The sequence below is a fragment of the Actinomadura atramentaria DSM 43919 genome (genome assembly GCF_000381885.1).
GTDB lineage: Bacteria > Actinomycetota > Actinomycetes > Streptosporangiales > Streptosporangiaceae > Spirillospora > Spirillospora atramentaria.
Window position 1 is genome coordinate 80,388 of the sequence record NZ_KB907221.1, and the last position, 21,944, is coordinate 102,331.

Below are 21,944 nucleotides of genomic sequence, written 5' to 3' on the forward strand. Positions count from 1 at the left end.
CGCTCAACGCTCCACCCCCGTCAGCGCCCGCGCCGCCACGACGGCCTTCTGCCAGGTCGGCAGCGACATCCGCGACGACAGCGCGATGGTGGGGCGGTCCGCGATGCGCTCCAGGAGCCGCCGGTAGATGCCGGACATCGCGGCGGTGCAGGCGGCGCTGCGGCGGTCCAGCATCGGCAGCAGCCGCTGCCCGTCGGCGTACCAGGCGCGGGCCCGCTCCACCTCGAAGCGGACGAGCGCGTGCAGTTTCTCCGGCGGGTCGGTGAAGCGGCCCGCCGCGTCCTGGTCGAGGGTGCAGCCGAACCGGTCGAGGGTCTCGGCGGGCAGGTAGACGCGGCCCGCCAGGCGGTCCTCGCGGACGTCCCGCAGGATGTTGGTGAGCTGGAGCGCGACGCCGAGCGCGTCCGCGAGCCGCCCGGCCTCCTCGTGCCGCTCGGTGCCGAACACGCCGAGCGACAGCCGCCCGACCGTGCCCGCGACCTGGCGGCAGTAGCCGAGCAGGTCCTCGAACGCCTCGTAGTGGGTGCCGCGCACGTCGCTCTCGCAGCCGTCGATCAGCTCCCCGAACGCGTCGAGCGGGATCGGGTGCCGCGTCGCGGCGTCGGCGAGGGCCGTCAGCACCGGGTCGCCGCCGAGCGCGCCGAGCCCGGCGCGGCCCGCGACGACGTCCTGGAGGGTGTCCAGCCGCCGCCGCGCGTCGGCCAGCAGCTCCAGCCGGACGTCGGCCGGGTCCGGGCCGTCGCCGATGTCGTCGATGCGGCGGGCGAACGCGTAGATCGCGCTCATCGCGCGCCGCTTCGGGGCGGGCATCAGCCGGATGCCGTAGGCGAAGTTGCGCGCCTCGGCCCGGACGACCCGCTCGCAGTGCTGGTAACCGTCGGCCACCGTCATCTCTCAGCCCCTTCCCAGAGCGGACGCCCACCCGGCCAGCAGCCGGACCCGGCCCGCGCGCAGTTCCCGGCCGAGCACGTCGTGGCGGCCGCGGTCGAGCGCGGCGAGGGTCGCGCGGCCGCCCGCGACGTACCCGGCGACGGCGAGCCGCGCCCAGCCGGCGAGCCCGGCCAGCAGCGGCGGCGCGCCCTCGGCCAGCAGCGCGGCGGCGCGGGCGGCCTGCAGCGCGACGACGCCGCGCAGCCGCGTCGGCGTGTACGGGAGCGCGAGGTCGTCGTCGGTGCAGCCGAACCGCCGCAGGTCGTCGGCGGGCAGGTACACGCGCCCGCGCGCGTAGTCCTCGCCGACGTCCTGGCAGTGCTCGATGACCTGGAGCGCGGAGCAGACGCGGTCGGAGGCGTCCATCAGCTCCGGCGTGGCGCGGCCGAAGACGTGCAGGACGATGCGGCCGACCGGCTCGGCGGACAGCGTGCAGTACTTCAGCAGCTCGTCGAACGTCGCGTAGCGGTCGACGACCTGGTCCTGGCGGTTGGCCTGGATCAGGTCGCGGAAGGGGTCGAGGGGGATTCCGCGGTCGCGGACGGTGGGGGCGAGCCGGCGTAACTGCGGGAGGCGGGGGGTGCGCCCGGCGGCGACGGCGTCGAGCTCGGCGTCGATCAGGTCCAGGAGTTCGGCGCGGCGCTCGGGCGGGGCCTCGTCGCCGACGTCGTCGACGAGCCGGGCGAAGCCGTACACGGCGCGCAGGTCGGCGCGGTGGCGGGCGGGCAGGACCCGGGTCGCGACCGGGAAGTTCTCGCGGGTGACGAGCGCGCCGAGCGTCCGGTCGTGCTCGTCGAAGCTCCAGCTCGGATCGGGGGACGCCACGATGTCCTTTCGTCGGTGATCAACACTGTGTGATTCGCCGACTACGGCATCGAGGAAACCCTGTCCGAGGTATGGACTGTCTAAAGCGCGGCGTCCGGCGCCGCGAGGGCGGGCACGACGTCCTCGACGAGGTGGAGCAGCACGTCGCGCAGCAGCGTCCGGGTCTGCGCGCGGGTGAGCCGCCCGTGCTTGAGCCATTCGCGGGCGGCGGCCTCGGCCATCCCGGAGTAGCCGCGGAACGCCGCGCGGACCTCGGGGTGCGCGGCGGCGAGCGGGGCGAGGCCGACGACCTCGGTGAGGTGGTCCACGGCGCGGCCGCGGGCGGCGTCCAGGACGCGCTCCAGGTCGGCGTCGCCGCCGGACGCGGTGAGGTCCAGCGCCCGCACCCACGCGGTGCGGTTGCGGTGCAGCAGCTCCAGCCACGCGTCGAGGCTCCGCTCGATCCGGTCGCGGACCGTCGCCCCGGCGTCGAAGGCGGGGACGGGGACCGGCGGGATCTCCACCATCCGCTCGACGGCGGCGACGTACAGTTCGCGGCGCGTCCCGAAGTAGTGGTGGAGCAGGCCGCGGCTCACCCCGGCGGCCGCCGCGATCTCGGCGGTGGACACCGCCTCGTACGGGCGTTCGCCGAACAGCCGCCGCGCGCACGCCAGGATCTGCTCGCGGCGCTCGTCGGGGCCCTTGCGGACCCGGCGCGGCCGTTCCGTCGCGTGCTCGCCCATCGGCCGCCTCCCGTTCCTCCGGCCCGGCGTCCATCATGCCGCGCCGGACGCCGCCGGACCTGGCGAGATGTCCTCTTCGCGAATGATGCCCGCGAACGTGTCGATCTTCGCTATCGTCTGGCGCGGCGGAGCCGTAGCGCAGAGGTCGTCGCGCCCATGCCGCGAGCTGGAGGACGTCGGTTCGAATCCGACCGGTTCCGCCCCCGGTCGTCCACGCCGGGCGGCGGCCCGACGCGCCGCCGTCCCGGCGAGCCGTCGAAGGAGCCCCCGTGTCCGCCGAGCCCCCCGCCGGACCGCGGCCGCCGGGGGACGACGAGCTGGCGGCCTGCCTGCGCGTCCTCGCGCGGGCGCGCGAGGCCGACCCCGACGACCCCGCCTGGACCGAGGTCCACCGCGCCGCCGAGCAGACCCGCCGCGCCGCCAAGAAGGCGCGCCGGGCCGCGCGGCGCGCCGAGCGCCGCGCGCACGACCTGGCGGCGCTCGCGACGGCCGAGCGGTTCCGCGAGCAGAACCCCTCCCCCGCGCCCGCGCTCGGGCCGCCGGCCGGGACGGCGCGGCCGGTGCTGCGCGGCGCGCGCGCCTGCTATGTCTGCAAGGAGCCGTACCGGGAGGTCGATTCCGAGTACCACCAGCTCTGCGCCGCGTGCGCCGAGGAGAACCGGGAGCGCCGCCACGCGCGGTGCGACCTGCGCGGGCGCGTCGCGCTCGTCACCGGCGGGCGCATCAAGATCGGGTTCCAGCTCGTGCTGAAGCTGCTGCGCGACGGGGCCGAGGTCGTCGTGACGACGCGGTTCCCGCGCGACGCGGCGCGGCGGTTCGCGGCCGTGCCGGACGCGGCGGACTGGCTGGACCGGCTGCACGTCCACGGGGTGGACCTGCTCGACCTGCCGTCCGTCGCGGGGCTGCTGGAGGCCGTCGAGGCGCGGTTCGACCATCTCGACGTGCTCGTCAACAACGCGGCGCAGACCGTCCGGCGGCCCGCCGCCTACCACCGCGAGGTGCGCGGGCGGGAGGGCGCGCCGCTGCTCGGCCGCGCGGCGCGGGTGGACGTCGCCGAATCCGCGCGGGCGGCCGTGCCCGCGCTGATGCCCGCCTCGGACCCGGCGCTGTTCCCGTCCGGCCAGGTGGACGAGACGGGCGAACCGCTCGACCTGCGGGACCGCAACAGTTGGACGCTGCGGCTGCACGAGATCGACCCCGGCGAATGGCTGGAGACGCAGCTCGTCAACGCGTTCGCGCCGTTCCTGCTGACGTCGCGGCTGCGCGGCATGCTCACCGCGTCGCCGTTCCCCGACCGGTACGTCGTGCAGGTGTCGGCGATGGAGGGCAGTTTCGCGCGGGCGAACAAGACCGTCCGGCACGCCCACACCAACATGGCGAAGGCGGCGCTGAACATGCTGGTCCGCACGGCCGCCGCCGACTACGCCGCCGACGGCGTCCACATGACGGCCGTCGACACCGGCTGGGTGACCGACGAGCGCCCGCACCCGGACCGGGCGGCGCAGCGCGCGGCGGGGTTCCGCCCGCCGCTGGACGCGATCGACGGCGCGGCCCGCGTGTACGACCCGATCGTGCGCGGCGTGCGCGGCGAACGCCTGTCCGGGGTGTTCCTGAAGGACTACCGGCCCACCGCGTGGTGAGGGCGCAGGGTGAGAGAGAGAACGACATGACGCCAGAGCCGATGCCGGTGCGCTGCCCGGCGATCGAGCACCCCGACGTCCCGCCCGCCGACCCGGCGGCGCTGGCGCCGCTGCTGGACCGGCTGGCGGCGCCCGCGCCGGTCGCCGGGGACGAGGAGTTCCCGGTCGGGACGCTGCGCGCGGACGGCCGCGTCGACCTGTGCAAGCAGGGCCTCGGCGCGGACGGCGCGGCGCGGCTGCTGCCGGTCGCCGCGCGGTCCCCGCACGCCGCGCACGTGCTGCTCGGCACGAACGCGATCGGCGACGCGGGCGCGCGGGCCGTCGCGGACGCCGTCGCCGCCGGGCACGGGCTGCGGACGCTCTACCTCGGCTGCAACCGGATCGGCCCGGACGGCGCGGCGGCGCTGGCCGACCGGCTCGCGGGCGACGGCACCGTCCGCGCGCTGTGGCTGAAGCGCAACCCGGTGGGCGACGCGGGCGCGGCGGCGCTCGCGGCGATGCTGCGCCGCAACGCCGCGCTGCGCACGCTCGACCTGGTGAACACCGGGCTCGGGACCGACGGCCTGCGGGCCCTGGTGGACGCGCTCGTCGCGCGGGACGCGCCGCTGGAGCGGCTGTTCCTCGGCGGCAACGGCCTCGCGCCGCAGGCCGCGCCGCTGCTCGCGGCGCTGGTCCGGGACGCGGGCGTCCGCGAGCTGTACCTTCCCGCGAACCACCTCGGCGACGACGGCGCCGCCGTGCTGGCCGCGGCCGTGTCGCCGGACCGGCCCGCGCGGCTCGGCCTCGGCGGCAACGGGATCAGCCCGGCCGGAGCGGCGGCCCTGGCGGCGGCGCTGCCCGGCCTGGAGGCGCTGGACCTCGGCCGTCCCGCGTCGGAACGGGCGCTCGGCGCGCCGCCGAACACCACCGGCGACGCGGGCGCGGGCGCGCTGGCCGAGGCGCTGCCGGGCAGCCCGCTGCGGCGGCTGGAGCTGCGGCACACGGGCGTCACCGGGCGCGGCGCCAAGGCCCTGCTCGCCGGGCTGCCCGAGCGGACGCGGCTGGAGCACGTCGGGTTCGGGCCGGGCGTGCCGCGCCGCGTGAAGCGGGCGGTCGCGGAGCGGCTGCGGCCCGCCGCGCCGTCGCACCCGGACCTGCGGGCGATCGGGAGCGTCTACCGGTGAGGCTCCGCGACGAGCAGCGCGCGACGCTCGCGGCGTGGCGGGGCGTCCGCCGGTACGCGGTGCCGCGCCCGATGATCGAGCGGGCGACCGAGCGGCGGCTGGCCGGGGACTGGCGCGGCGCGTGCGCGGCCGCGGACGTCGAGGTCGCGTTCACGCCGGCGGGGGTCGCGGCCGAGCACGGCGCGGACGTCGCCGAGCGGCTGGCCGACGACCTGCGGCACCTCGCCCCCGAGCTGCTGCGCTGGCACATGCCGCGCATCCTGCACGGCCGCACGACGCTCGCGGCGGGCGTCACGGTGTACCTCGGGCCGGTCGGGGACGGGCCCGTGCTCAGCGTCGGGACGCCCACCCAGCCGGACGCGCCGCAGCGGCTCGTCCTGCGCTTCGAGCGCCCCGACCCGGACGCCCGCTGGTACGCCGTCGAGCACTGGCACGAGTCGCGGTTCCTGTGGGACGTCCGGCACACCGGTGCGCTGCTGTCGTTCTACGGGGACGGGACGCGGCTGCCGTTCCTGCGCCCGGACGGGACACCGCTGCCCGACGCCGAACTGCCGGACGCCGACCCCGGCCCGGACGACGTCGTCCGCGCGGCCGAGTGGGCGGCGGGCGACCTGCGCGCGGAGCTGGCCGCCGCCGGGATCGCGGCCGGGCGGACGGACGACCGGCTGCGCGCCCTGTTCGTCAACGCACCGCTGCTGGCGCGCGAGGCCGGGCGGTACGAGCGCGTGATGCTCGGCCGGGAGTGGTCGCCGTCGTGGATCGAACGCGGCACCGGCGGGCTCGCGCTGATCCGGACGTCGGGGGCGACGGACCGGCCGCCGCCCTTCCCGCAGCTCGCCGAGCACCGCTGGACCCACCCGGCCGACGCCGTCCTGCTCCGCGCGGGCCTGCTCACCCCCGACGAGCTGCACCCGCTGCTGCGCGCCGCGTACTTCCCGTCGCTCGGCCCGGCGGCGGGCCCGGTCGGGCCGCCGCGCCCCGCGCCGCCCGGCCCGGTGCGGGTCCGCTGCCGGGGCGAGTGGCACGAGATCCGCTCGTCCGGCGGCGGCTTCGCGATGCCGCACACCGAGGACGAGCAGCGCCGCGAGAAGGCGCTGCGCGCGTTCGGCGGCGCGGTCACCGGCTGCTTCGAGGTCCACGAGCGGTGGCGGAGCGGCACGGGCCGGCTGCCGCGCGCGCTGCGGGACCAGCGCACCGAGCTGTTCCAGCTCGCCCAGCACGGCGACACCGAGGGCGTGGTCGCGCTGCTGGACGCCGGCGTCGACCCGCACGTCCGCGACGCGCGGCGGCGGACGCTGCTGCACGCGCTCCCGCTGCTCGACCACGAGCGCCTGCTCCCCCGGCTGCTCGCGGCCGGGCTGGACCTGGAGGCCGTCGACCACATGTCGCAGACGCCGCTCGCGGTCGCCGTCGCGCACTTCGGGTCGCGCGCGCTGATCGACGCGCTGCTCGCGGCCGGGGCGCGGCTCGACCCGGTGGACGACGAGGAGTGCTCGATCGCGGACCTCATCGACCGCTGGCGCGCCCGCGACCTGCGAGACCTGCGCGAGCGGGTCCTGAAGGAGCACCCCGACGCCTACGCGGGCTACTGGAAGCACGACGACGAGGACGACGAATGACGGACGCGCTCGCGGCGGCCGACGACCTGAACCGCCGGGCCCGCGCCTGGCGCACCGAGCCCGCCCGCTCCACCCAGCTCGAAGCACTCGCCCTCGCGGTCGTCGCGAACCTGCCGGTGCTGCTGTGGGGCGAACCGGGCATCGGGAAGTCGGCCGGGCTGGAACTGCTCGCGGACACGCTCGACGTCCCGCTGGAAACGGTCATCGCGAGCGTCCACGAGCCCTCGGACTTCGCCGGGCTGCCCGTCATCGGCGACGACCCGGCGACGACCGGCGTGCCGATGGCCCCGCCCGACTGGGCCGTGCGGGTCGCCGCGGCCGGACGCGGCCTGCTGTTCTTCGACGAGCTGTCGTCCGCGCCGCCCGCCGTGCAGGCCGCGCTGCTGCGCGTCGTCCTGGAGCGGCGCGTGGGCAGCCTCGCGCTGCCCGGCCCGGTGCGGATCGTCGCCGCCGCGAACCCGCCCGCGAGCGCCGCCGACGGCTGGCACCTCAGCCCGCCGCTGGCGAACCGGTTCGTCCACCTGCGCTGGACGCACGAGCCGCGCACGGTCGCGCGCGGCCTCGCCGGGACGTGGCCCGCGCCCGTCGTCCCCGTCGTGGACCCCGCCGCCGCGGCGGGCGCGGTCGCGCGGGCGCGCGGCGTCGTGTCGGCGTTCCTCACCGCGCGGCCCGGCCTCGCCCACCACCTCCCCGCCGACGCCGAGGCGCGCGGCGGCGCGTGGCCGTCGCCCCGCACCTGGGAGATGGCGCTGCGGCTGCTGGCCGCCGGATACGCGACGGACGCGCGCCCGGAGGCGGTCTCCGCCGCCGTCGTCGGCGCGGTCGGCGACGGCGCGGGCCTGGAACTGCTCGCCTACCTCGACGAACTCGACCTGCCCGACCCCGACCGCGTCCTCGCGCGTCCGGACGCGTTCGCGCTGCCCGAGCGCGGCGACCGGCAGCTCGCATTCCTCACCGCCGTCGTCGCCGCCGTCCAGGCCGAGCTGACCCGCGAGCGCTGGGAGGCGGGCTGGACGGTGCTGGCCAAGGCCGTCGAGGCGGGCGTCCCGGACGTCGCCGCGCGCGCCGCGACCGACCTGGCCGCGATGCGCGACCCGGCGTGGCCGGTGCCGAGCGGCATCGACGCGTTCGTGGAGCTGCTGAGCCTGTCGGGCGCGCTCGCCTGATGGCGCTGGACCGGACGAAGCTGCTCGCCGCCCGGTACCGCGCGGCGGCCGACCGGCCCTACCTCGCGTCGGCGATGTACTCGCTGACGGTCGTGGAGAGCGGGCGCGTCCCGACGATGGGCGTGGACGCGCGGTGGCGCTGCTACGTCAACCCCGCGTTCGTCGCCGCGCACGACGTCCGGGAGCTGGCGGGCGTGTGGATGCACGAGGTCGCGCACCTGCTGCGCGACCACCACGGCCGGTCCGCGCGGCTGCCCGCCGCGCTCCAGCGCGACGCGCGGCGGGTGAACATCGCCGAGGACTGCGAGATCAACGACGACCTGCTGGCGGACGGCGTCCCGCTGCCCGCCGGGCGGGTCGCGCCCGACGACTTCGGGCTGCCGCGCGGACGCCTGTTCGAGGAGTACGTCGCGGGCGTCCCGCCGCAGCCGTACGGGCACGACTGCGGGTCGGGCGCGCACGGGGCGGCGCGGCCGTGGGAGCTGGCCGGGGGCTCGGACGCGCCGGGCGTCGGGGACGTCGAGGCGGCGGCGCTGCGCCGCGCGACGGCCGAGGCGGTCCGCGCGCACCTGCGCGGGCGCGGGACGGTGCCGGGCGGCTGGCGGCGCTGGGCGGACACCGTCCTGGAACCCGTCGTGGACTGGCGGCGCGTCCTCGCCGGTGCGGTGCGCGAGGCGGTCGCGTGGGCGTCGGGCGCGGTGGACTACACCTACCTGCGGCCGTCCCGGCGGACGGCGGCCGTGCGCGGCGCGGTGCTGCCGAGTCTGCGCCGCCCGCTGCCGCGCGTCGCGGTCGTCGTGGACACCTCGGGCTCGATGGGCGACGAGGAGCTGGGCGCGGCGCTCGCCGAGGTGACCGGCGTCCTGCGCGAGGTCGGCGTGCGCGGGAACCGCGTCAGCGTCCTGGCCTGCGACGCGGACGTGCAGGCCGTCTCGCGCGTGACGGCCGCCGCCGACGTCGCCCTCGGAGGCGGCGGCGGGACCGACATGCGCGTCGGCATCGCCGCCGCCCTCGCCGCCCCGGACCGCCCGCAGGTCGTCATCGTCATGACCGACGGCCTCACCCCCTGGCCTGCCGAACCCCCCGCCGCCCGCCTCATCGCCGCCGTCATCGGCCCCGCGGACGTCCCGCCCTGGATCGAAACGGTCCGCGTCCCCTCCCCCTGACCGGGGCGCAGGTTTTGTGCGCCGTTTGCCGGGGGGCGCTCGGGGGCGGGGGAAGCGTCGGCTTTAGTGGGAGACGCGAGCACGCACCGACAACCCGCGACCGCCGGAAGCCCACCGTGACCAGAATCAGGCTCCTCAGCCGCCTTCCCGCGGGGACGGCGAGCCAGCTCAAGTTCGTCGGCACCCGCGTCGCCCGGCTGACCCTGACGTCCATCGCGGCCTATGTCCTCGCCGACTGGCTCCTCAAGGGGCCGGCGCCGCTGCTGGCGCCGCTGACCGCGCTGCTCGTCGTCCAGTACTCGATCTACGAGACGATCAAGTCGAGCATCGGGCGCGTCCTGGCCGTCACCTCCGGCGTGCTGCTGGCCGTCCTGTTCGGGCACACGGTCGGGTTCTCCTGGTGGAGTCTCGGGCTGACGATCTTCGCGGCGCTCGTGATCGGGTTCGCGCTGCGGCTCGGCGACCACCTGCTGGAGGTGCCGATCAGCGCGATGCTGATCTACGCCCTCGGCGCGTCGAACACCGCGGGCGCGACCGACCGCGTGGTGGAGACGCTGATCGGCGCGGGGACGGGCCTGGTCGTCACGGTCCTCGTCCCCGCCGTCCAGGTGACGCCCGCCCAGGAGGCCGTCGAGAACCTGGCGAACCGGATGTCCAAGCTCATCGACGACCTCGCCGAGGCGGTGCGGCGCGGCGTCCAGACCGACGACGCCCGGCAGTGGCGGTCCACCACCGACCGGCTGTTCCAGGACATCGGGCAGACCGACCAGGCGCTGGAGGCCGCCGAGCAGAGCGTCCGGCTCAACCCGCGCGCGTCCCGGATCATCGACGCGGGGGCGGCGCTGCGCAACGGCGTCGAGACGCTGGAGCGGTTCGCGGTGTCGCTGCGCGGCCTCGCCCGCGCCGTCACCGACGCCGCGCACCTCGACGACCGCAACCGCATCCTCGACGAGGTCGACGTCCGCGAACCGCTCGCCCGCACGCTGACGGCGATCCGCGACACCGTCGTCACCTACGCGACGCTGGCGCGGTCGGACGTGGAGCGCTCCGCGACCCCGTCCGACCTGGAAGAACAGCTCAGCGAGGCCATCGCCACCGCGCAGGAGCAGCGCGACCTGTTCGTGGAGCGCCTGCTCGGCCGGCTCGAAGCGGACCTGCGCTGGCCGCTGTACGGCGAGATCCTGATGCACCTCGACCGGCTGATCGACGACCTGCGCGTCGAGCACCGCATGGAGGCGCGCGAACTGTGGCGGCAGGAGCGCGGCGCGTCCCGCCTGCTGCCCGAGCGCCCGGCCCGCGCGGTGTCGCGCGCGAGCGGCATCCTGCGCGGCGCGACCCGCTCGGCGGGCGACTCCGCCGAACGCAACGCGTCGGCCGCCGACGTCGGCTCCGTCCCCAACCGCCCCCGAGAAACCGCCCACTCCCACCACCCACCCCAACGCTGACTCCGCCTGGGGCACGGCCGGACCGGCACGCGGATCGCGTCAGGCGGTGCTGTCAGCGCTCGACGGGCCGTCGGTCCAGAGTTCGAACTGAATGCCGGGCGCGGGCAGAGCCCAGGCCGGATTGATGTGGACGGCGCCGCTCGTCGCCGACACCCAGGACCTCGAGATTTCCGGTTCCGGATAGTCGCCGCCCTCGTCGAAGAAGGCGAACATCCCGTAACCGGTCGTGGCGATCGTATGCGTCGCGTCCAGCAGTCTGGGGAGCATTGATTCCTTGCGTTCGTTCCGGTGGACGGATTCGGGCTCGGTCGAGTATTCCGTGGAGAGGGCCGCATTCCGACCGGCCAGGACAGGCCAGGACGACATCCGGTTGAGGTCGTTCCAGTGACTCATCGCCGTGGGAGCATCGGGGGCATGCCTGACCATGATCTCCGGTCGGCCGGCCTTGAACTCGATACGACCAAGCCGTCGCCGGCACGCGTCTACGACTACTTCATCGGTGGGAAGGACAACTTCGCGGCCGACCGGGCCGCCGCCGACATGGTGTTGAAGGACTGGCCGGAGATTCGCCCGGCCGCGCTCGCCAACCGACGTTTCCTGTCGCGGGTCGTCGCCGAGCTCACGCGGCGCGGATTCCGGCAGTTCCTCGATCTCGGCTCCGGCCTGCCCACGCAGGAGAACGTCCACCATGTCGCCCAGCGCATCGCGCCGGACGCTCGCGTGGTGTACGTCGACAACGACCCGATGGTCCTCGCCCACGCCCGCGCGCTCCTGGACGACTCCTCCGGCACGAGATACGTACACGCCGACTTGCGCGATGTCGACGAAGTCCTTCGCGCCGCGCTCGATACCGGGCTCATCGACTACGACGAGCCCCTCGTCCTGCTGATGGTCGCCGTGCTGCCGTTCTTCCGCGAGACCGACGACGCCCGCGGCATCATCACCCGCTATACCGGCGCGCTTGCTCCGGGAAGCCTGTTCGTGTGCTCCGGAATGGTTTCCAACACTGCCCCGCCGGAGGCTGCCGCGCGGATCCGTCAGCAGTTCGGCAGCGCGCCCTCCCCGGCTCTGATCCGCACTCGGGCGCAGGTCAACGAAATCCTCGACGGCTTCGAAGTCGAGCCGCCCGGCCTTGGGAACGTGCGCACCTGGCCCGACCCCGGGCCGGACGAGTTCCCTCTCAACTACGGCGGGGTCCTGCGAGTCTAGGTTTCGCGGTCAGTGCTGGAAGAAAGCCGCATGCGAAGGGGTCGTCGAGGGTGGTGAGGTCGCCGGTGGCGATGCTCGTTCCGTTGCGCATGAGGGCGGTGTGGTCTGCGATTCCGGCGGACACGAGCATTGGTCTGTCGGGGGTGATGACCAGGGCGGCGGCTCCGGTGTCGGCGCAGCGGCGGAGGGTGGTCCGGACACCGTAGGCGAGATCGACCGCGTCCTGGACGGTTTCGCTCCACCGTCCGAGGTCGGTGTCGGACGGTCAGTTCACGCAGTTCGGCAGGCGTGGGACGTCAGCTCAGGGGGAAGCCGAGAGCGCGGCCTTCGGTGCGCAGTTCTTCTCGGGCGTCCGGGTGGGCCACATTGTCGATGATCTGCTCCGCCTGCGCGGCGGCGTCGTGGCCCCAGATCTCGGCGGTCCCCTGTTCGCTGACGATGTAACTGTGCTGGAAGGACGTCACCGGCCCGGCGAGACGCGGAATGACGGTCGAGACGTCCGCGCGCGGATGCCACGACGGCAGCGCGATGATCGCATGGCCGCCCGGCGAGTGCAGCGCCCCGACGACGAAATCGGTCTGCCCGCCGAATCCCGAATAGATCGTCCCGCGCACGCGGCTCGCGTTGGCCTGCGCGTAGAGGTCGATCTGCAGGGCGCTGTTCACGGAGGTCAGGCGGGGTTGGCGGGCGATGAGCCCGGGGTCGTTGGTCTTCTCCGTCCGCAGCATCCGGACGCGGTCGTTGCGGTCGATCCAGTCGTACAGCTCGGGGCCGCCGAACGCGAATGACGCGGTGATCGGCGACGCCGCATCCAGCGCGCCCGCCTTTTCCAGCGCCAGAACGCCGTCGCTGAACATCTCCGACCACACCGCCAGTCCGCGCCGATCCGCGAGGGAGGCGAGCACCGCGTCGGGAATCGCGCCGATGCCGATTTGGAGCGTCGCGCTTTCCGGGACGAGCCGGGCCACCCGCTCCCCGATGCGGCGCGCGATGTCACCGGGGTCGCGGTGCGCGGGAACGGCCAGCGGCTCGTCCGTCTCGACGGCGTAGTCGATCTCGTCCAGCGCGAGGACCGCGTCCCCGTGCGTGAACGGCATGCGCGGGTTGAGCTGCGCGACGACCAGCCCGCCGCGCGCCCGGACGGCCTCGATCGCGGCGGGCAGGATGTTGACCTCGACGCCGAGCGAGACGGTGCCGCCGACCGGCTGGGACGTCTGGACGACCACGACGTCCGGCGGCAGCGTCTCCTTGAGCAGCAGCGGGACCAGCGACAGGCGGCACGGGAAGTACCGCAGGTTCGCCCGGCCGCGCATGCCGGGACCGACGAACGGCGTCTCCAGGACGACGCCGTCGCGGTCGGGCAGCCCGGTCTGCGCGTTCAGCATGAACAGGCGGTATTCGGCGACGGCCGCGTCCACGATCTCCAGGGCGCGCCGGGGCGCGGCGAAGTTGCCTCCGGCGACGATCCTCGGGCAGCCCGGCAGTCCGGACAGGACGGCGGCCAGGTGCGACTCGGAGACGACGCGCATCGGAACTCCCCCATTGATCGACTTACCCCCACATTAGGGCGCGCGGTGGAAGAGCCGGACGCCGCCGAACAGGCAGAGCGCCGCCAGGACGAGCGTCACGCCCGCGCCCGCCGCGACCGTCCCGTCGGCGTAGTGCCCGAGGAACACCTCGCGCACCGCGTCCACGGTGTAGCGGAACGGGACGGCGCGCGACGCCCCGTCGAGCCACCCGGGCGCGAGCGTCATGGGCAGCAGCAGGCCGGACAGCAGCATGAGCGGGATCGCCGCCGTGTTGACGATGGCGGCGAACTCCGGCACCGTCCGGACGTTCATCGCCAGCCCGTACGACAGCGCCGACAGCGCGGCCGCGAGCACGCCGACGAACAGCAGCCCGATCATGATCCCGAGCAGCGGGGCGCGCAGACCGAACGCCAGACCGAGCAGAACGAGCACGGCGGACTGCGCGAGAAGCTGGACGACGTCGCGCAACGTGCGGCCGAGCAGCAGCGCGGCCGGGCTCACCGGTGTGGCGCGCATCCGGTCGATGACGCCGAGGTTGCGGTCCATCAGCAGGCCGAGGCCGACGAACGAGCCGCCGAGCAGCGCGAGCTGGACGAGGACGCCGGGGACCAGCGTCTGCCAGGACGTCGCGTCCGTCCCGAGCCGCAGCCCGGTCAGCAGCGGGCCGAACAGGGCGAGGAACAGCAGCGGTTGCAGCATCCCGAAGAGCAGTTGCGTTCTCGAACGGAGCGTCGCCCGCAGGTAGCGGCCGAAAACGGTGCCGGTGTCGGTGAGAAGGGTCATAGGGGTCTCCGGTCAGATGGCGACGGGTTCATCGGCCCGGCCGGTGACGGCGAGGAACGCATCTTGCAGGCTGGCGGCCGGGTCGCCCGCGTAGCGGGTCTTGAGGTCGGCGGGGGTGCCTTCCGCGACGACCGTCCCGGCGTCCACGACGACGACGCGGTCGGCGAGGGCGTCCGCTTCGTCCAGGTAGTGGGTGGTGAGGAAGACCGTCGTGCCGTGCTCGGCGCGGATGCGGCGGACGAGGTCCCACAGGTCGGCGCGGCTGCCGGGGTCGAGGCCGGTGGTGGGCTCGTCGAGGAACAGGACCTCGGGCCGGTTGACGAGACCGAGCGCGATCTCGAGGCGGCGGCGCTGGCCGCCGGACAGCGCGGCGGTCGGACGGTCCGGCGGCAGGTCCAGGTCGCGGGCCAGCCCGGCGGCGCGCTCGCGGGCGGCGGCCCTGCTCAGCCGGTGCAGACGGCCCTGGGTGACCAGTTCCTCGCGGACGTCGCAGGCGGGGTCCAGCCCACCCGACTGCGCGACGTACCCGATGCGGCGGCGCACGCCGGCGGGGTCGCGGCGCAGGTCGTGGCCGGCGATCTCGGCCTCGCCGCCGGTGGGCGGCAGGAGCGTGGTGAGCATCCGGAAGGCGTCCCCCCAGCGGCTCGCGGACATCGTGCGGGAGCGCGGGCCGGGCGAGTCCGCGGCGCGCGCCGTCCTCGCGCGGCTGCGCGCCGAGGTCCGCCGCCGCGACCGCAGTCTCGGGCTCACCGAAGGGTTCGGCCGCATCTACCAGATGATGCGCGCCGCCCCGACGCTCACCGCGCGGCTGGAGGAACTCGGGCAGCAGATGACCGACGCGCTCGCGGCGGTCCTGGCGGAGGAGACCGGCGCGGCACCGGACGATCCGCTCCCCCGCGTCGCCGCGGCGCAGATCGGCGCGGTCCATTCCCTGGTCTTCGCGGAGATCGGCCGGCGCATCACCGCGGGCGAAAGTCCGGACGAGATAGCGGACGCCCTGGAAGTCCTTCTCGACGCCGCCGAGGATTTGCTGGGCGGCCGCCTGCTCGCCTACGCCCCGGCCGGGGGCGGCGGCGTGTGAACGCCGCCGCCCGCTCACTCAGGAATCGCAGCGGCCGGACGTCGGCGGGGTCTTGGACGTCCGGGCGACGGGAATGGACTCGACGCCGTCCGTCCCTTCCTTGGCGTACGAGACGTTGTGGCCGGGGACGGTCCAGGTGTACCCGTCCAGCCTGATCTTCCAGTAGCCGATCGTCTCGCGCAGGACGGGCGCGGTCTCGACCCAGCCGAACCGCTTCGGCGGGACGTGGATCTGCACCTGTTCGGTGACGGTGCTCTGCTGGAGCCACGTGAAGGACTCGTTGAACTCCTGCGAGAAGAACTCGACCGAAAGCCCTATCGACTGGCCGAAACTGAACTCGGTACCGGAGGTCCGCGCCCAGCTTATGTAGTATTCGGCGTCCCGGTCGGGGCTCTGGTTGTAGAGGACCCGTCCGTTCACGCAGCCGTCCGCCGCCTTGTAGGCGCGCGGTTCCTCAAGCGCGACGAATTCGCACTTGTTGCCGTCGGGATTGGCCGCGCACCGGGCGGCGGCCTGCTTGAGGACGATGTTCAGCACGCCGGGCGCGGTGGGGCCCTTCCCGAGCATCGCGCTGCTGCCGAGCCTCCACTTGTTGTGGTCGTTGGGCGAATCGGTGTCGCAGTTCATCCGCTCCACCTGCTCGCCGTCGTGGATTCCGGCGTCCGCGGCCAGCGCGGTCAGGCAGAACCTGCGCTCACCGCGCTGGCGGAAACGGAAGTCGGAGGCGGTCTGCGTGCCCTTGTCCGCGTTCGCGGGCAGGACCGGTTCGATGTACCACTGCTGTTCGACGCGCGCGGGATCGCAGGCGGCGAGTTGCAGATGGTACGGCGGGAAGGTGTCGTCGACCTCGTCGACGCACCGGCCCGTGGCGTTGTTGTAGATGCTGATCGCTCCGCCCGGATCGTCCGTCGGACGCAGCGTCCACAGGTGCGCGGGGCTGCGGAGCGGGTTGCCGCGCGTGATGCGGCTCCCGGGGTCGCGCGGGTCCTTGACGTTCAGCGCCAGGAACAGGTCGCTCGGCATGATCGTCAGGCAGTCCAGCGAGCCGGGGGGCGCGCATTTGTCGGACCCGACCGCGGAGAGGTCGGCCCAGTCGACCCAGACGTCCTCCTTGCTGCCCGTAGGGCTCCCGGCCGCGAGTTGGCTGCGCTGGTAGAGCTTGTCGGAGTCCTTGCCGATGGCGAAGACGTCGAGCGCGACGAAGTTCCCCCGCCGGACGGGCTGCACCGCGACCGACCGCATCTTCTCGTCGCCCAGGGCGCGCCAGCCGCCGCTCCAGATCCCGTTGGGGGCGTCCTCGGAGACCGGGGCCGTCTGCGACCTGTAGGCGACGCGACCGGCGGCGTCGATGCCGAAGACCGAGAGGCGGCCGTCGGTGTGCGCGACGACGGCGGGCCGTCCGGGAACGGCCGGGCCGATCGACCGGCCCTCGCCCCAGGCCCCGACCGGTTTCGCCGACGTGCCCGGCTCCGACTGCGTGACCGTCCACAGGCGGCCGTCCCCGCGGTCGCCGAAGACCTGGAACAGCGTGCCCTTCTTGAGGACGTTCGGTGCGACGGAGACGTTTCCGGTGAAGCCTTTGCCGATCTGCGTCCACGCGGACCAGTTGCCGGCGGGCAGCGGCTTGTCCGGCGTGCTCGGATGCTTCTGCGCGATCACGCGGAGCCGCCCGTCGCTCTTGCGGGCGAAGACGCTGATGCGCCCGTCCCCGGCGGTCGCGGCGGTGGGGTTGCCGACCCACGTTCCCGGCAGCGATTCCCACTTGCTCCAGCTCGTGCCGTTGGGAGCCTTCTGGACGAGGTGCCAGACGTGCCCGTCCGCCCCGCGGAGGAAGAGCTCCAGGCGGCCGTCGGTGTTGCCCTTCACGGCGCCGTCGCGATTCGGGGACGGGCTGCTGTAGGTGTTGTCGTTCGCGACGATCGTCGGGGCCCCGGCGACGGCGGTCTTCGGCGGGGCGCCCAGGTCGGCCCACGCGCCCCAGCTCCCGTTCGCGGCCTGGGTCTGGTACCACAGGTGGCCGTCCGGACGCCGGACGAACACCGAGGGGCGCTTGTTGAGGTTGCGGGCGGTCACCGGGTCGCCCACGGCCTTGCCGCCGGTGCTCGCCCAGGCGCTCCAGCCTTCGTCCTCGCGGTCCCGCGCCCTGCGGTAGAGGGTGCCGTCCGCGCCGCGAACGAAGACGGTCAACGTCCCGTCGGCGGCACCGGCGACGACCGGAGCCCCGGCGACGGCGGCGTCCGGAGCGGCGACGGCGGGCACCCCGGCGACCGCCGCCAGACCACCGGCCGCCAGGCACACGGCGGCGGCTAAGGCTCCCCACCGCCGACCCCGAACGGACTTTTCAGACATAAACCATCCCTCCTCGACCAGAGAATGACCGAATTAAAAAGAACGTCCGAATATAGACACCATGAGACCGGCCCAAAGATCTCGAAATCCAACGCTACCCAAAAACCAAACCAAGGTCACTGACTTCTCCGCAAACCCCCACACCAACGACCCTTCCACCGGACCGCCCGCAGCAATGCGCGAACAGCACCCAACCCCGCCCACCCACACGCACAGCGACCGCGCCACTCCCCCGCCCGCCACCTCAAACCACGTCCGACCACCCGCCAGCGATCAGCGCTTCAGCGTAAGATCACCGCCATATCCCGACACTTGACGCCCCCCATCAGGTCTCAAATAGGCAACGGCGGGGCTCAACCGCAGGTCACGAAGTGTTCTCCCCGCGCGAGCGGGGGTGCGCCCAGGCGTGCGCAATTTCCCAGGTCACCGGATGGCCGCCGCCACGATCTGCCCCTCGCGCTCCGCCGCCCTGACGTGCGCCACCGTCGCCCCGCTCCCTCGTCCGCCCGATGTGCTGTCGCACCTCATGGTGACGTGCCCGGAGCGAAGTCGGACAGCCGGCTGACTCAAGTCTCAGGCGGCGTGCGGCGTGTACTCCGGGCTGCCATAGGTCGCGAGCCGTTTCTTGAGCATGCGGGTCGCGTAGGCGTCGGCCGCCCGACGAAGAAAAGGACGGCGACCGGCCGCGACCACGGCGAGGAACCGGCCGACGATGAACGGCGCGGTGAGCGCAACGCGCGCGACGTCCCCGACGCCGAGGGTGACGCTCATGGCGGCGGCGGCCTTCCGGTCCCCACCGCAGACGCCCAGGAAGAGAACCCGGCTCCAACTGCGCTCGACGGCGTCGGCCGCCCGGTCGAAAGCCGTCCGCCCCGGCCGCAGGTACGCCTTCATCGTGGAGCGGACGAGTTCGCCGCACGTGGCGTCGTCGAACCCGTCCCGCAGCACGGCCGCGCGCGCGTGGAAGACCTCGATGATCCCGTCCGCCGTGGTCGGCAGCAGTTCCTCGGGCAGGCCGAGCAGGAAGCACCGGTACCGGCTCACCTCCAGCATCGCGCGTTCGCGCGGGGAGAACGAGGTGCGGCCCCGGCGGCGGGCGAGCGACGCGAGCACGTACATGTTGATGAGCCCGGCGGGCATCTGGTCGACCTGCGGGACGGGCACGCCGTACACGTCCGCGTCCCACTGCTCGGAGCGGCGGAGCGCGTTGTAGCGCACCATCGAGTGCATCAGCCGCACCATCGCCGCCGCCTCGAAGCCGGGGCCGTGCCGCCGGAGCGCGCCCGGCAGCGCCGTCACCGCGAAGAAGCTCGCGGTCTCGTTGACGCGCCGGTCGGCCCGCCGGCTCGACAGCGCCCCGGTCAGCGTCATCGGGAGCGCGGCGTAGGTGTTGAGGAACGTCGCCAGGAACGCGCCCCGCGTCAGGAACGGCGCGAGGAACGCCCCGCTGACGCGCAGGTGGCGCGCGCCCTCCTCGACCAGGCCGAGGTCGACCCAGTCGGGGGCGGCCTCCATCGCGGCGATGAACGCCCGCAGCTCGTCCGGGGCGTCGGGGACGGCGTCGACGCCCTCGCGGCAGGCCCGGCGCAGCATGCCGATCAGCCCCCGGACGCCGTGCTTCTCGACGAGCGAGGCGTACGGGTCCGCGACGACGTCGCCGAGCAGCGTCGCGGTCCGCATCAGCTCGACGAGGCGTTCGTCCGCGAGCAGCGGCCCGCGCTCCGCGACCCACGCGGGCAGCGCGGACTCGTCGGCCGGGTCGGTCGTGAACCGGTAGGGGGTCTCGGCGAAGTCGATCCCGCCGTAGAGGCCGGGCTGCAGCTCCCGCTGACCGCGCGCGCGTTCCGCCAGCCGGGGGTAGTGGAGGGCCATCGGATACCTCGCTTCAGGGACGGAGGGCGGCGGTCAGGAAGCGGGCGCAGGTGGCGCGGGCCGCGTCCAGGTCGGCCGCGTCCGGGTCGATCTGGAACTGCGCGGCGACACCGCGCAGCAGGCCGACCACCGCCGTCGCCGCGGCGGGCGCGTCCAGGTCGGGGGTGATCGTCCCGTTGCGCTGGCCGAGCGCGATGACGTGCCGCACGCCGCGGCGGAAGAGGGCGTCGTCGGCGGCGAAGACGGGCCGCAGCGCGGATTCCTCGGCGAGGGCCGAGCCCCAGAGCACCAGGAACGCGCGGGCCTCGTCCAGGACGGCGAGGTAGGTGGACGCGACCGTCACCAGTGCGCGCACCTCGACGCCCGCGTCCCCGGCGAGGCCGGGGTCGGCGCGTTCGGCGAGGCTTTCGAGCAGCCGCGCGACGGCCTGCGGGTCGTCGGCGTCCAGTGTGCCCAGCCGCGCCGCGAACGCCGCCTGGGCGCGGCGGGCGAGCCGTTCGACCAGTTCGGCCCGTGATCCGAAGTGGTGGTTGGCCAGGCCGCGGCTGTATCCGGCCGCCGCGCCGACGTCGGCCATCGAGGTCCGTTCGACGCCGTGCCGCGCGAACAGCCGGGCGGCGGCGTCGAGCAGGGCGTCTTCGGCCTGTGCCCGCCGCTCCTCCTGGGTGCGCCGGACGGTGTGAGACGTGTTGGACGTCATGTCTCACACCCGTAGTTACTTGCGAAGCGCTTAACAAGTGCCGTTCAGAGGCTGGCGGCCGTCACGTCCCGGACGCGGCTCGTGAAGAACCAGGAGTGGCCGAACGGGTCTTCCAGCTCGACCTGGAGGAGGTCGCCGTGGAACTGCTTCTCCACCGGCCGGACGATCCTCGCCCCGGCGGCGACGGCCCGTTCGGTGAGCGCGTAGACGTCCGGGACGAAGACCAGCAGATCGACCGGGGTTCCGCCGATCGCCCGCGGGCTGCGGAAGTGGTATTCGGGGTACTCGTCGCGGAGCAGGAAGACCGCGTCGCCGATCCGGAATTCGGCGTGCGCCACCTTGCCGCCGCGCCGCGGGATCTCGATGCGGATGTCCGCGCCGAAAGCCTTGCGGTAGAAGCCGATGGCCGTCGTGGCGTCGTGGACGTTGAGATACGGGACGCCGCCCTTGTACTCCTCGGGGATCGCGTTCATAGCGGGGTGCCGCCTCCAGAAGCCGGATGGTTCGTTGTCGCTGATCCTCATCCTGCTCACCGCGCCTACCTGCAACAACGTCAAAGTTCGCAACGGTCGTGAACCCAGCGGTTAACTATCCGGCGGTCACCTTGGCGAGGAAGGCGCGCAGGTTCGCGACGGTCCGCTCGATCTTCTCCTCCAGCGTGAGGGATTCGGGGAGCCGCGCGCCCGCGCCCGCGGGCTTCTTGCCGCGCACGTAGAGCGAGCAGGCGAGGTCGTCGCAGATATAGGTGCCCACGGAATCGCCCTGCTGCCCGGAGCGGCCCGCCCGCGGGGCGATCATCAGCGAGACGCCGCCGGTGTGGGTGGTCAGGCAGAGGGAGCACATGGCGCGCCGGGCCTGCCGGGCGGCGGTGCCCGGGGAGCGCAGCGCGACGGCGACGGGGCGGCCGTCCATCTCGGCGGCGAGGTAGGCGCGGTCGGGGGCGCGCGGGTCGCGCCAGCCGAGGAAGTCTACATCCTCCCACGGGCGTTCGGCCAGGTCGCGCGGGACGGCCAGGCGCTTCGCCTCGCCCTTGGTGCAGTTCACGAACGCGGTGCGGATCTCCTGCTCGGTCATCGGTCTCATGAGCCGCAGGCTAGTTTGCCTAAATCATTTAGGCAACTGCATAATTGATGTAGGCAGAGGAAGGGGGCACCGTGGTCCGAGCGGGACTGACGCCCGAGCGCCTGACCCGCGCGGGCGCGGAACTGGCCGACGAGGTCGGCTTCGAGCAGGTGACCGTCTCGGCGCTCGCCCGCCGGTTCGATGTCAGGGTCGCGAGCCTGTACTCGCACCTGAAGAACTCCGAGGACCTCAAGATCAGGATCGCCCTGTTCGCGCTGGAGGAACTCGCCGACCGGGTCACCGCGGCCGTGGCGGGACGGGCCGGGCGGGACGCGCTGGCCGGGTTCGCGGACGCCTACCGCGACTACGCCCGCGAGCACCCCGGCCGCTACACCGCCGCCCGGCTCCGGCTCGATCCCGAGACGGCGGCCGCCAGCGCGGGCGTCCGGCACTCGCGGATGACGCGCGCGATCCTGCGCGGCTACGACGTCGCCGAGCCCGACCAGACGCACGCCGTCCGGATGCTGGGCAGCGTGTTCCACGGTTTCGTCAGCCTGGAGGCGGCCGGGGGTTTCAGCCACACGCCCGTCGCCGCGCAGGAGTCGTGGGCGTGGACCCTCGATTCCCTCGACGCCCTGCTGCGGAGCCGGGCGTGGGAAGATACCGGGTGATTTCGGGGGGCA

The 21,944-nt window shown here is 74.2% G+C and carries 21 protein-coding genes and 1 tRNA gene; 10 read left to right on the top strand and 12 right to left on the bottom strand.

Annotated features, from left to right (window positions below; genetic code table 11):
* Window positions 1–3: 3 nt before the first annotated feature.
* The 3 genes from hpnD to G339_RS0126795 form a co-directional block, all read right to left on the bottom strand.
* Entirely contained in the window at window positions 4–891 is an 888-nt protein-coding gene (gene hpnD / locus G339_RS40065; RefSeq protein WP_019634147.1) for a presqualene diphosphate synthase HpnD, read from the bottom strand.
* A 3-nt stretch (window positions 892–894) separates the two neighbouring features.
* Window positions 895–1,755: a squalene synthase HpnC gene (gene hpnC / locus G339_RS40070; RefSeq protein WP_019634148.1), complete on the bottom strand. Its 861-nt coding sequence runs from the start codon at window positions 1,753–1,755 to the stop codon at window positions 895–897.
* An 80-nt stretch (window positions 1,756–1,835) separates the two neighbouring features.
* The gene (locus tag G339_RS0126795) at window positions 1,836–2,477 is read right to left on the bottom strand and encodes a TetR/AcrR family transcriptional regulator (protein ID WP_019634149.1); all 642 of its coding nucleotides are present in this window, start codon (window positions 2,475–2,477) and stop codon (window positions 1,836–1,838) included.
* Window positions 2,478–2,604: 127 nt separating this feature from the next.
* Between G339_RS0126795 and G339_RS0126800 the strand changes: the two genes are divergently transcribed.
* The 7 genes from G339_RS0126800 (at window position 2,605) to G339_RS0126830 (ending at window position 10,676) form a co-directional block, all read left to right on the top strand.
* Window positions 2,605–2,677: transfer RNA gene (locus G339_RS0126800), tRNA-OTHER, on the top strand.
* A gap of 69 nt (window positions 2,678–2,746) precedes the next feature.
* On the top strand, window positions 2,747–4,117 hold the full coding sequence (locus G339_RS0126805) for an SDR family NAD(P)-dependent oxidoreductase (protein ID WP_019634150.1): 1,371 nt from the start codon (window positions 2,747–2,749) through the stop codon (window positions 4,115–4,117).
* 26 nt (window positions 4,118–4,143) lie between these two features.
* Complete coding sequence (locus G339_RS0126810; protein ID WP_026341805.1) at window positions 4,144–5,280, top strand: leucine-rich repeat domain-containing protein; 1,137 nt, start codon at window positions 4,144–4,146, stop codon at window positions 5,278–5,280.
* Entirely contained in the window at window positions 5,277–6,899 is a 1,623-nt protein-coding gene (locus G339_RS0126815) for an ankyrin repeat domain-containing protein (protein ID WP_026341806.1), read from the top strand. The genes G339_RS0126810 and G339_RS0126815 overlap by 4 nt, the downstream gene beginning before the upstream one ends.
* A complete protein-coding gene (locus tag G339_RS0126820; protein WP_019634152.1) occupies window positions 6,896–8,065 on the top strand; it encodes an AAA family ATPase in 1,170 nt (389 codons plus the stop codon). The genes G339_RS0126815 and G339_RS0126820 overlap by 4 nt, the downstream gene beginning before the upstream one ends.
* Window positions 8,065–9,231: a vWA domain-containing protein gene (locus tag G339_RS0126825; protein ID WP_019634153.1), complete on the top strand. Its 1,167-nt coding sequence runs from the start codon at window positions 8,065–8,067 to the stop codon at window positions 9,229–9,231. The genes G339_RS0126820 and G339_RS0126825 overlap by 1 nt, the downstream gene beginning before the upstream one ends.
* 116 nt (window positions 9,232–9,347) lie before the next feature.
* Window positions 9,348–10,676 carry an aromatic acid exporter family protein gene (locus G339_RS0126830; protein ID WP_019634154.1) on the top strand — a complete coding sequence of 443 codons (1,329 nt, stop codon included), beginning with the start codon at window positions 9,348–9,350 and terminating at the stop codon, window positions 10,674–10,676.
* Window positions 10,677–10,715: 39 nt separating this feature from the next.
* Here G339_RS0126830 and G339_RS39160 read toward each other — a convergent pair whose 3' ends face one another.
* Window positions 10,716–11,069, bottom strand: coding sequence for a hypothetical protein (locus G339_RS39160; RefSeq protein WP_157408026.1), 354 nt, complete (start codon window positions 11,067–11,069; stop codon window positions 10,716–10,718).
* Window positions 11,070–11,090: 21 nt separating this feature from the next.
* Between G339_RS39160 and G339_RS35410 the strand changes: the two genes are divergently transcribed.
* Complete coding sequence (locus G339_RS35410) at window positions 11,091–11,885, top strand: SAM-dependent methyltransferase (protein WP_033324475.1); 795 nt, start codon at window positions 11,091–11,093, stop codon at window positions 11,883–11,885.
* 296 nt (window positions 11,886–12,181) lie between these two features.
* On the opposite strand, the gene G339_RS0126850 is transcribed toward G339_RS35410, so the two are convergent.
* Genes G339_RS0126850 through G339_RS35415 form a run of 3 tightly spaced genes read right to left on the bottom strand, consistent with a single transcriptional unit; the run spans window position 12,182 to window position 14,818 of the window.
* The gene (locus tag G339_RS0126850; protein ID WP_019634158.1) at window positions 12,182–13,414 is read right to left on the bottom strand and encodes an acetyl-CoA hydrolase/transferase family protein; all 1,233 of its coding nucleotides are present in this window, start codon (window positions 13,412–13,414) and stop codon (window positions 12,182–12,184) included.
* A gap of 33 nt (window positions 13,415–13,447) precedes the next feature.
* Window positions 13,448–14,197 (bottom strand): ABC transporter permease, encoded by a 750-nt coding sequence (locus G339_RS0126855; RefSeq protein WP_019634159.1) that lies wholly within the window; start codon window positions 14,195–14,197, stop codon window positions 13,448–13,450.
* A 12-nt stretch (window positions 14,198–14,209) separates the two neighbouring features.
* Window positions 14,210–14,818: an ATP-binding cassette domain-containing protein gene (locus G339_RS35415; protein WP_019634160.1), complete on the bottom strand. Its 609-nt coding sequence runs from the start codon at window positions 14,816–14,818 to the stop codon at window positions 14,210–14,212.
* Here G339_RS35415 and G339_RS35420 point away from each other — a divergent pair.
* Window positions 14,811–15,278 (top strand): hypothetical protein, encoded by a 468-nt coding sequence (locus G339_RS35420; protein ID WP_240489911.1) that lies wholly within the window; start codon window positions 14,811–14,813, stop codon window positions 15,276–15,278. The genes G339_RS35415 and G339_RS35420 overlap by 8 nt on opposite strands.
* 18 nt (window positions 15,279–15,296) lie before the next feature.
* Here G339_RS35420 and G339_RS0126870 read toward each other — a convergent pair whose 3' ends face one another.
* The 5 genes from G339_RS0126870 to G339_RS0126890 all read right to left on the bottom strand — a co-directional run bounded on the left by G339_RS0126870 (window position 15,297) and on the right by G339_RS0126890 (window position 21,282).
* On the bottom strand, window positions 15,297–17,627 hold the full coding sequence (locus G339_RS0126870) for a DUF8189 domain-containing protein (protein ID WP_084693427.1): 2,331 nt from the start codon (window positions 17,625–17,627) through the stop codon (window positions 15,297–15,299).
* Between the two features lie 573 nt (window positions 17,628–18,200).
* Window positions 18,201–19,499: an oxygenase MpaB family protein gene (locus tag G339_RS0126875; RefSeq protein ID WP_019634163.1), complete on the bottom strand. Its 1,299-nt coding sequence runs from the start codon at window positions 19,497–19,499 to the stop codon at window positions 18,201–18,203.
* A gap of 13 nt (window positions 19,500–19,512) precedes the next feature.
* Window positions 19,513–20,199 (bottom strand): TetR/AcrR family transcriptional regulator, encoded by a 687-nt coding sequence (locus G339_RS0126880; protein WP_019634164.1) that lies wholly within the window; start codon window positions 20,197–20,199, stop codon window positions 19,513–19,515.
* Window positions 20,200–20,243: 44 nt separating this feature from the next.
* Complete coding sequence (locus G339_RS0126885) at window positions 20,244–20,672, bottom strand: VOC family protein (protein ID WP_019634165.1); 429 nt, start codon at window positions 20,670–20,672, stop codon at window positions 20,244–20,246.
* A gap of 115 nt (window positions 20,673–20,787) precedes the next feature.
* Window positions 20,788–21,282, bottom strand: coding sequence for an FBP domain-containing protein (locus G339_RS0126890; protein ID WP_026341807.1), 495 nt, complete (start codon window positions 21,280–21,282; stop codon window positions 20,788–20,790).
* Window positions 21,283–21,353: 71 nt separating this feature from the next.
* Between G339_RS0126890 and G339_RS0126895 the strand changes: the two genes are divergently transcribed.
* Window positions 21,354–21,932: a TetR/AcrR family transcriptional regulator gene (locus tag G339_RS0126895; RefSeq protein ID WP_019634167.1), complete on the top strand. Its 579-nt coding sequence runs from the start codon at window positions 21,354–21,356 to the stop codon at window positions 21,930–21,932.
* The last annotated feature ends 12 nt before the right edge of the window (window positions 21,933–21,944 follow it).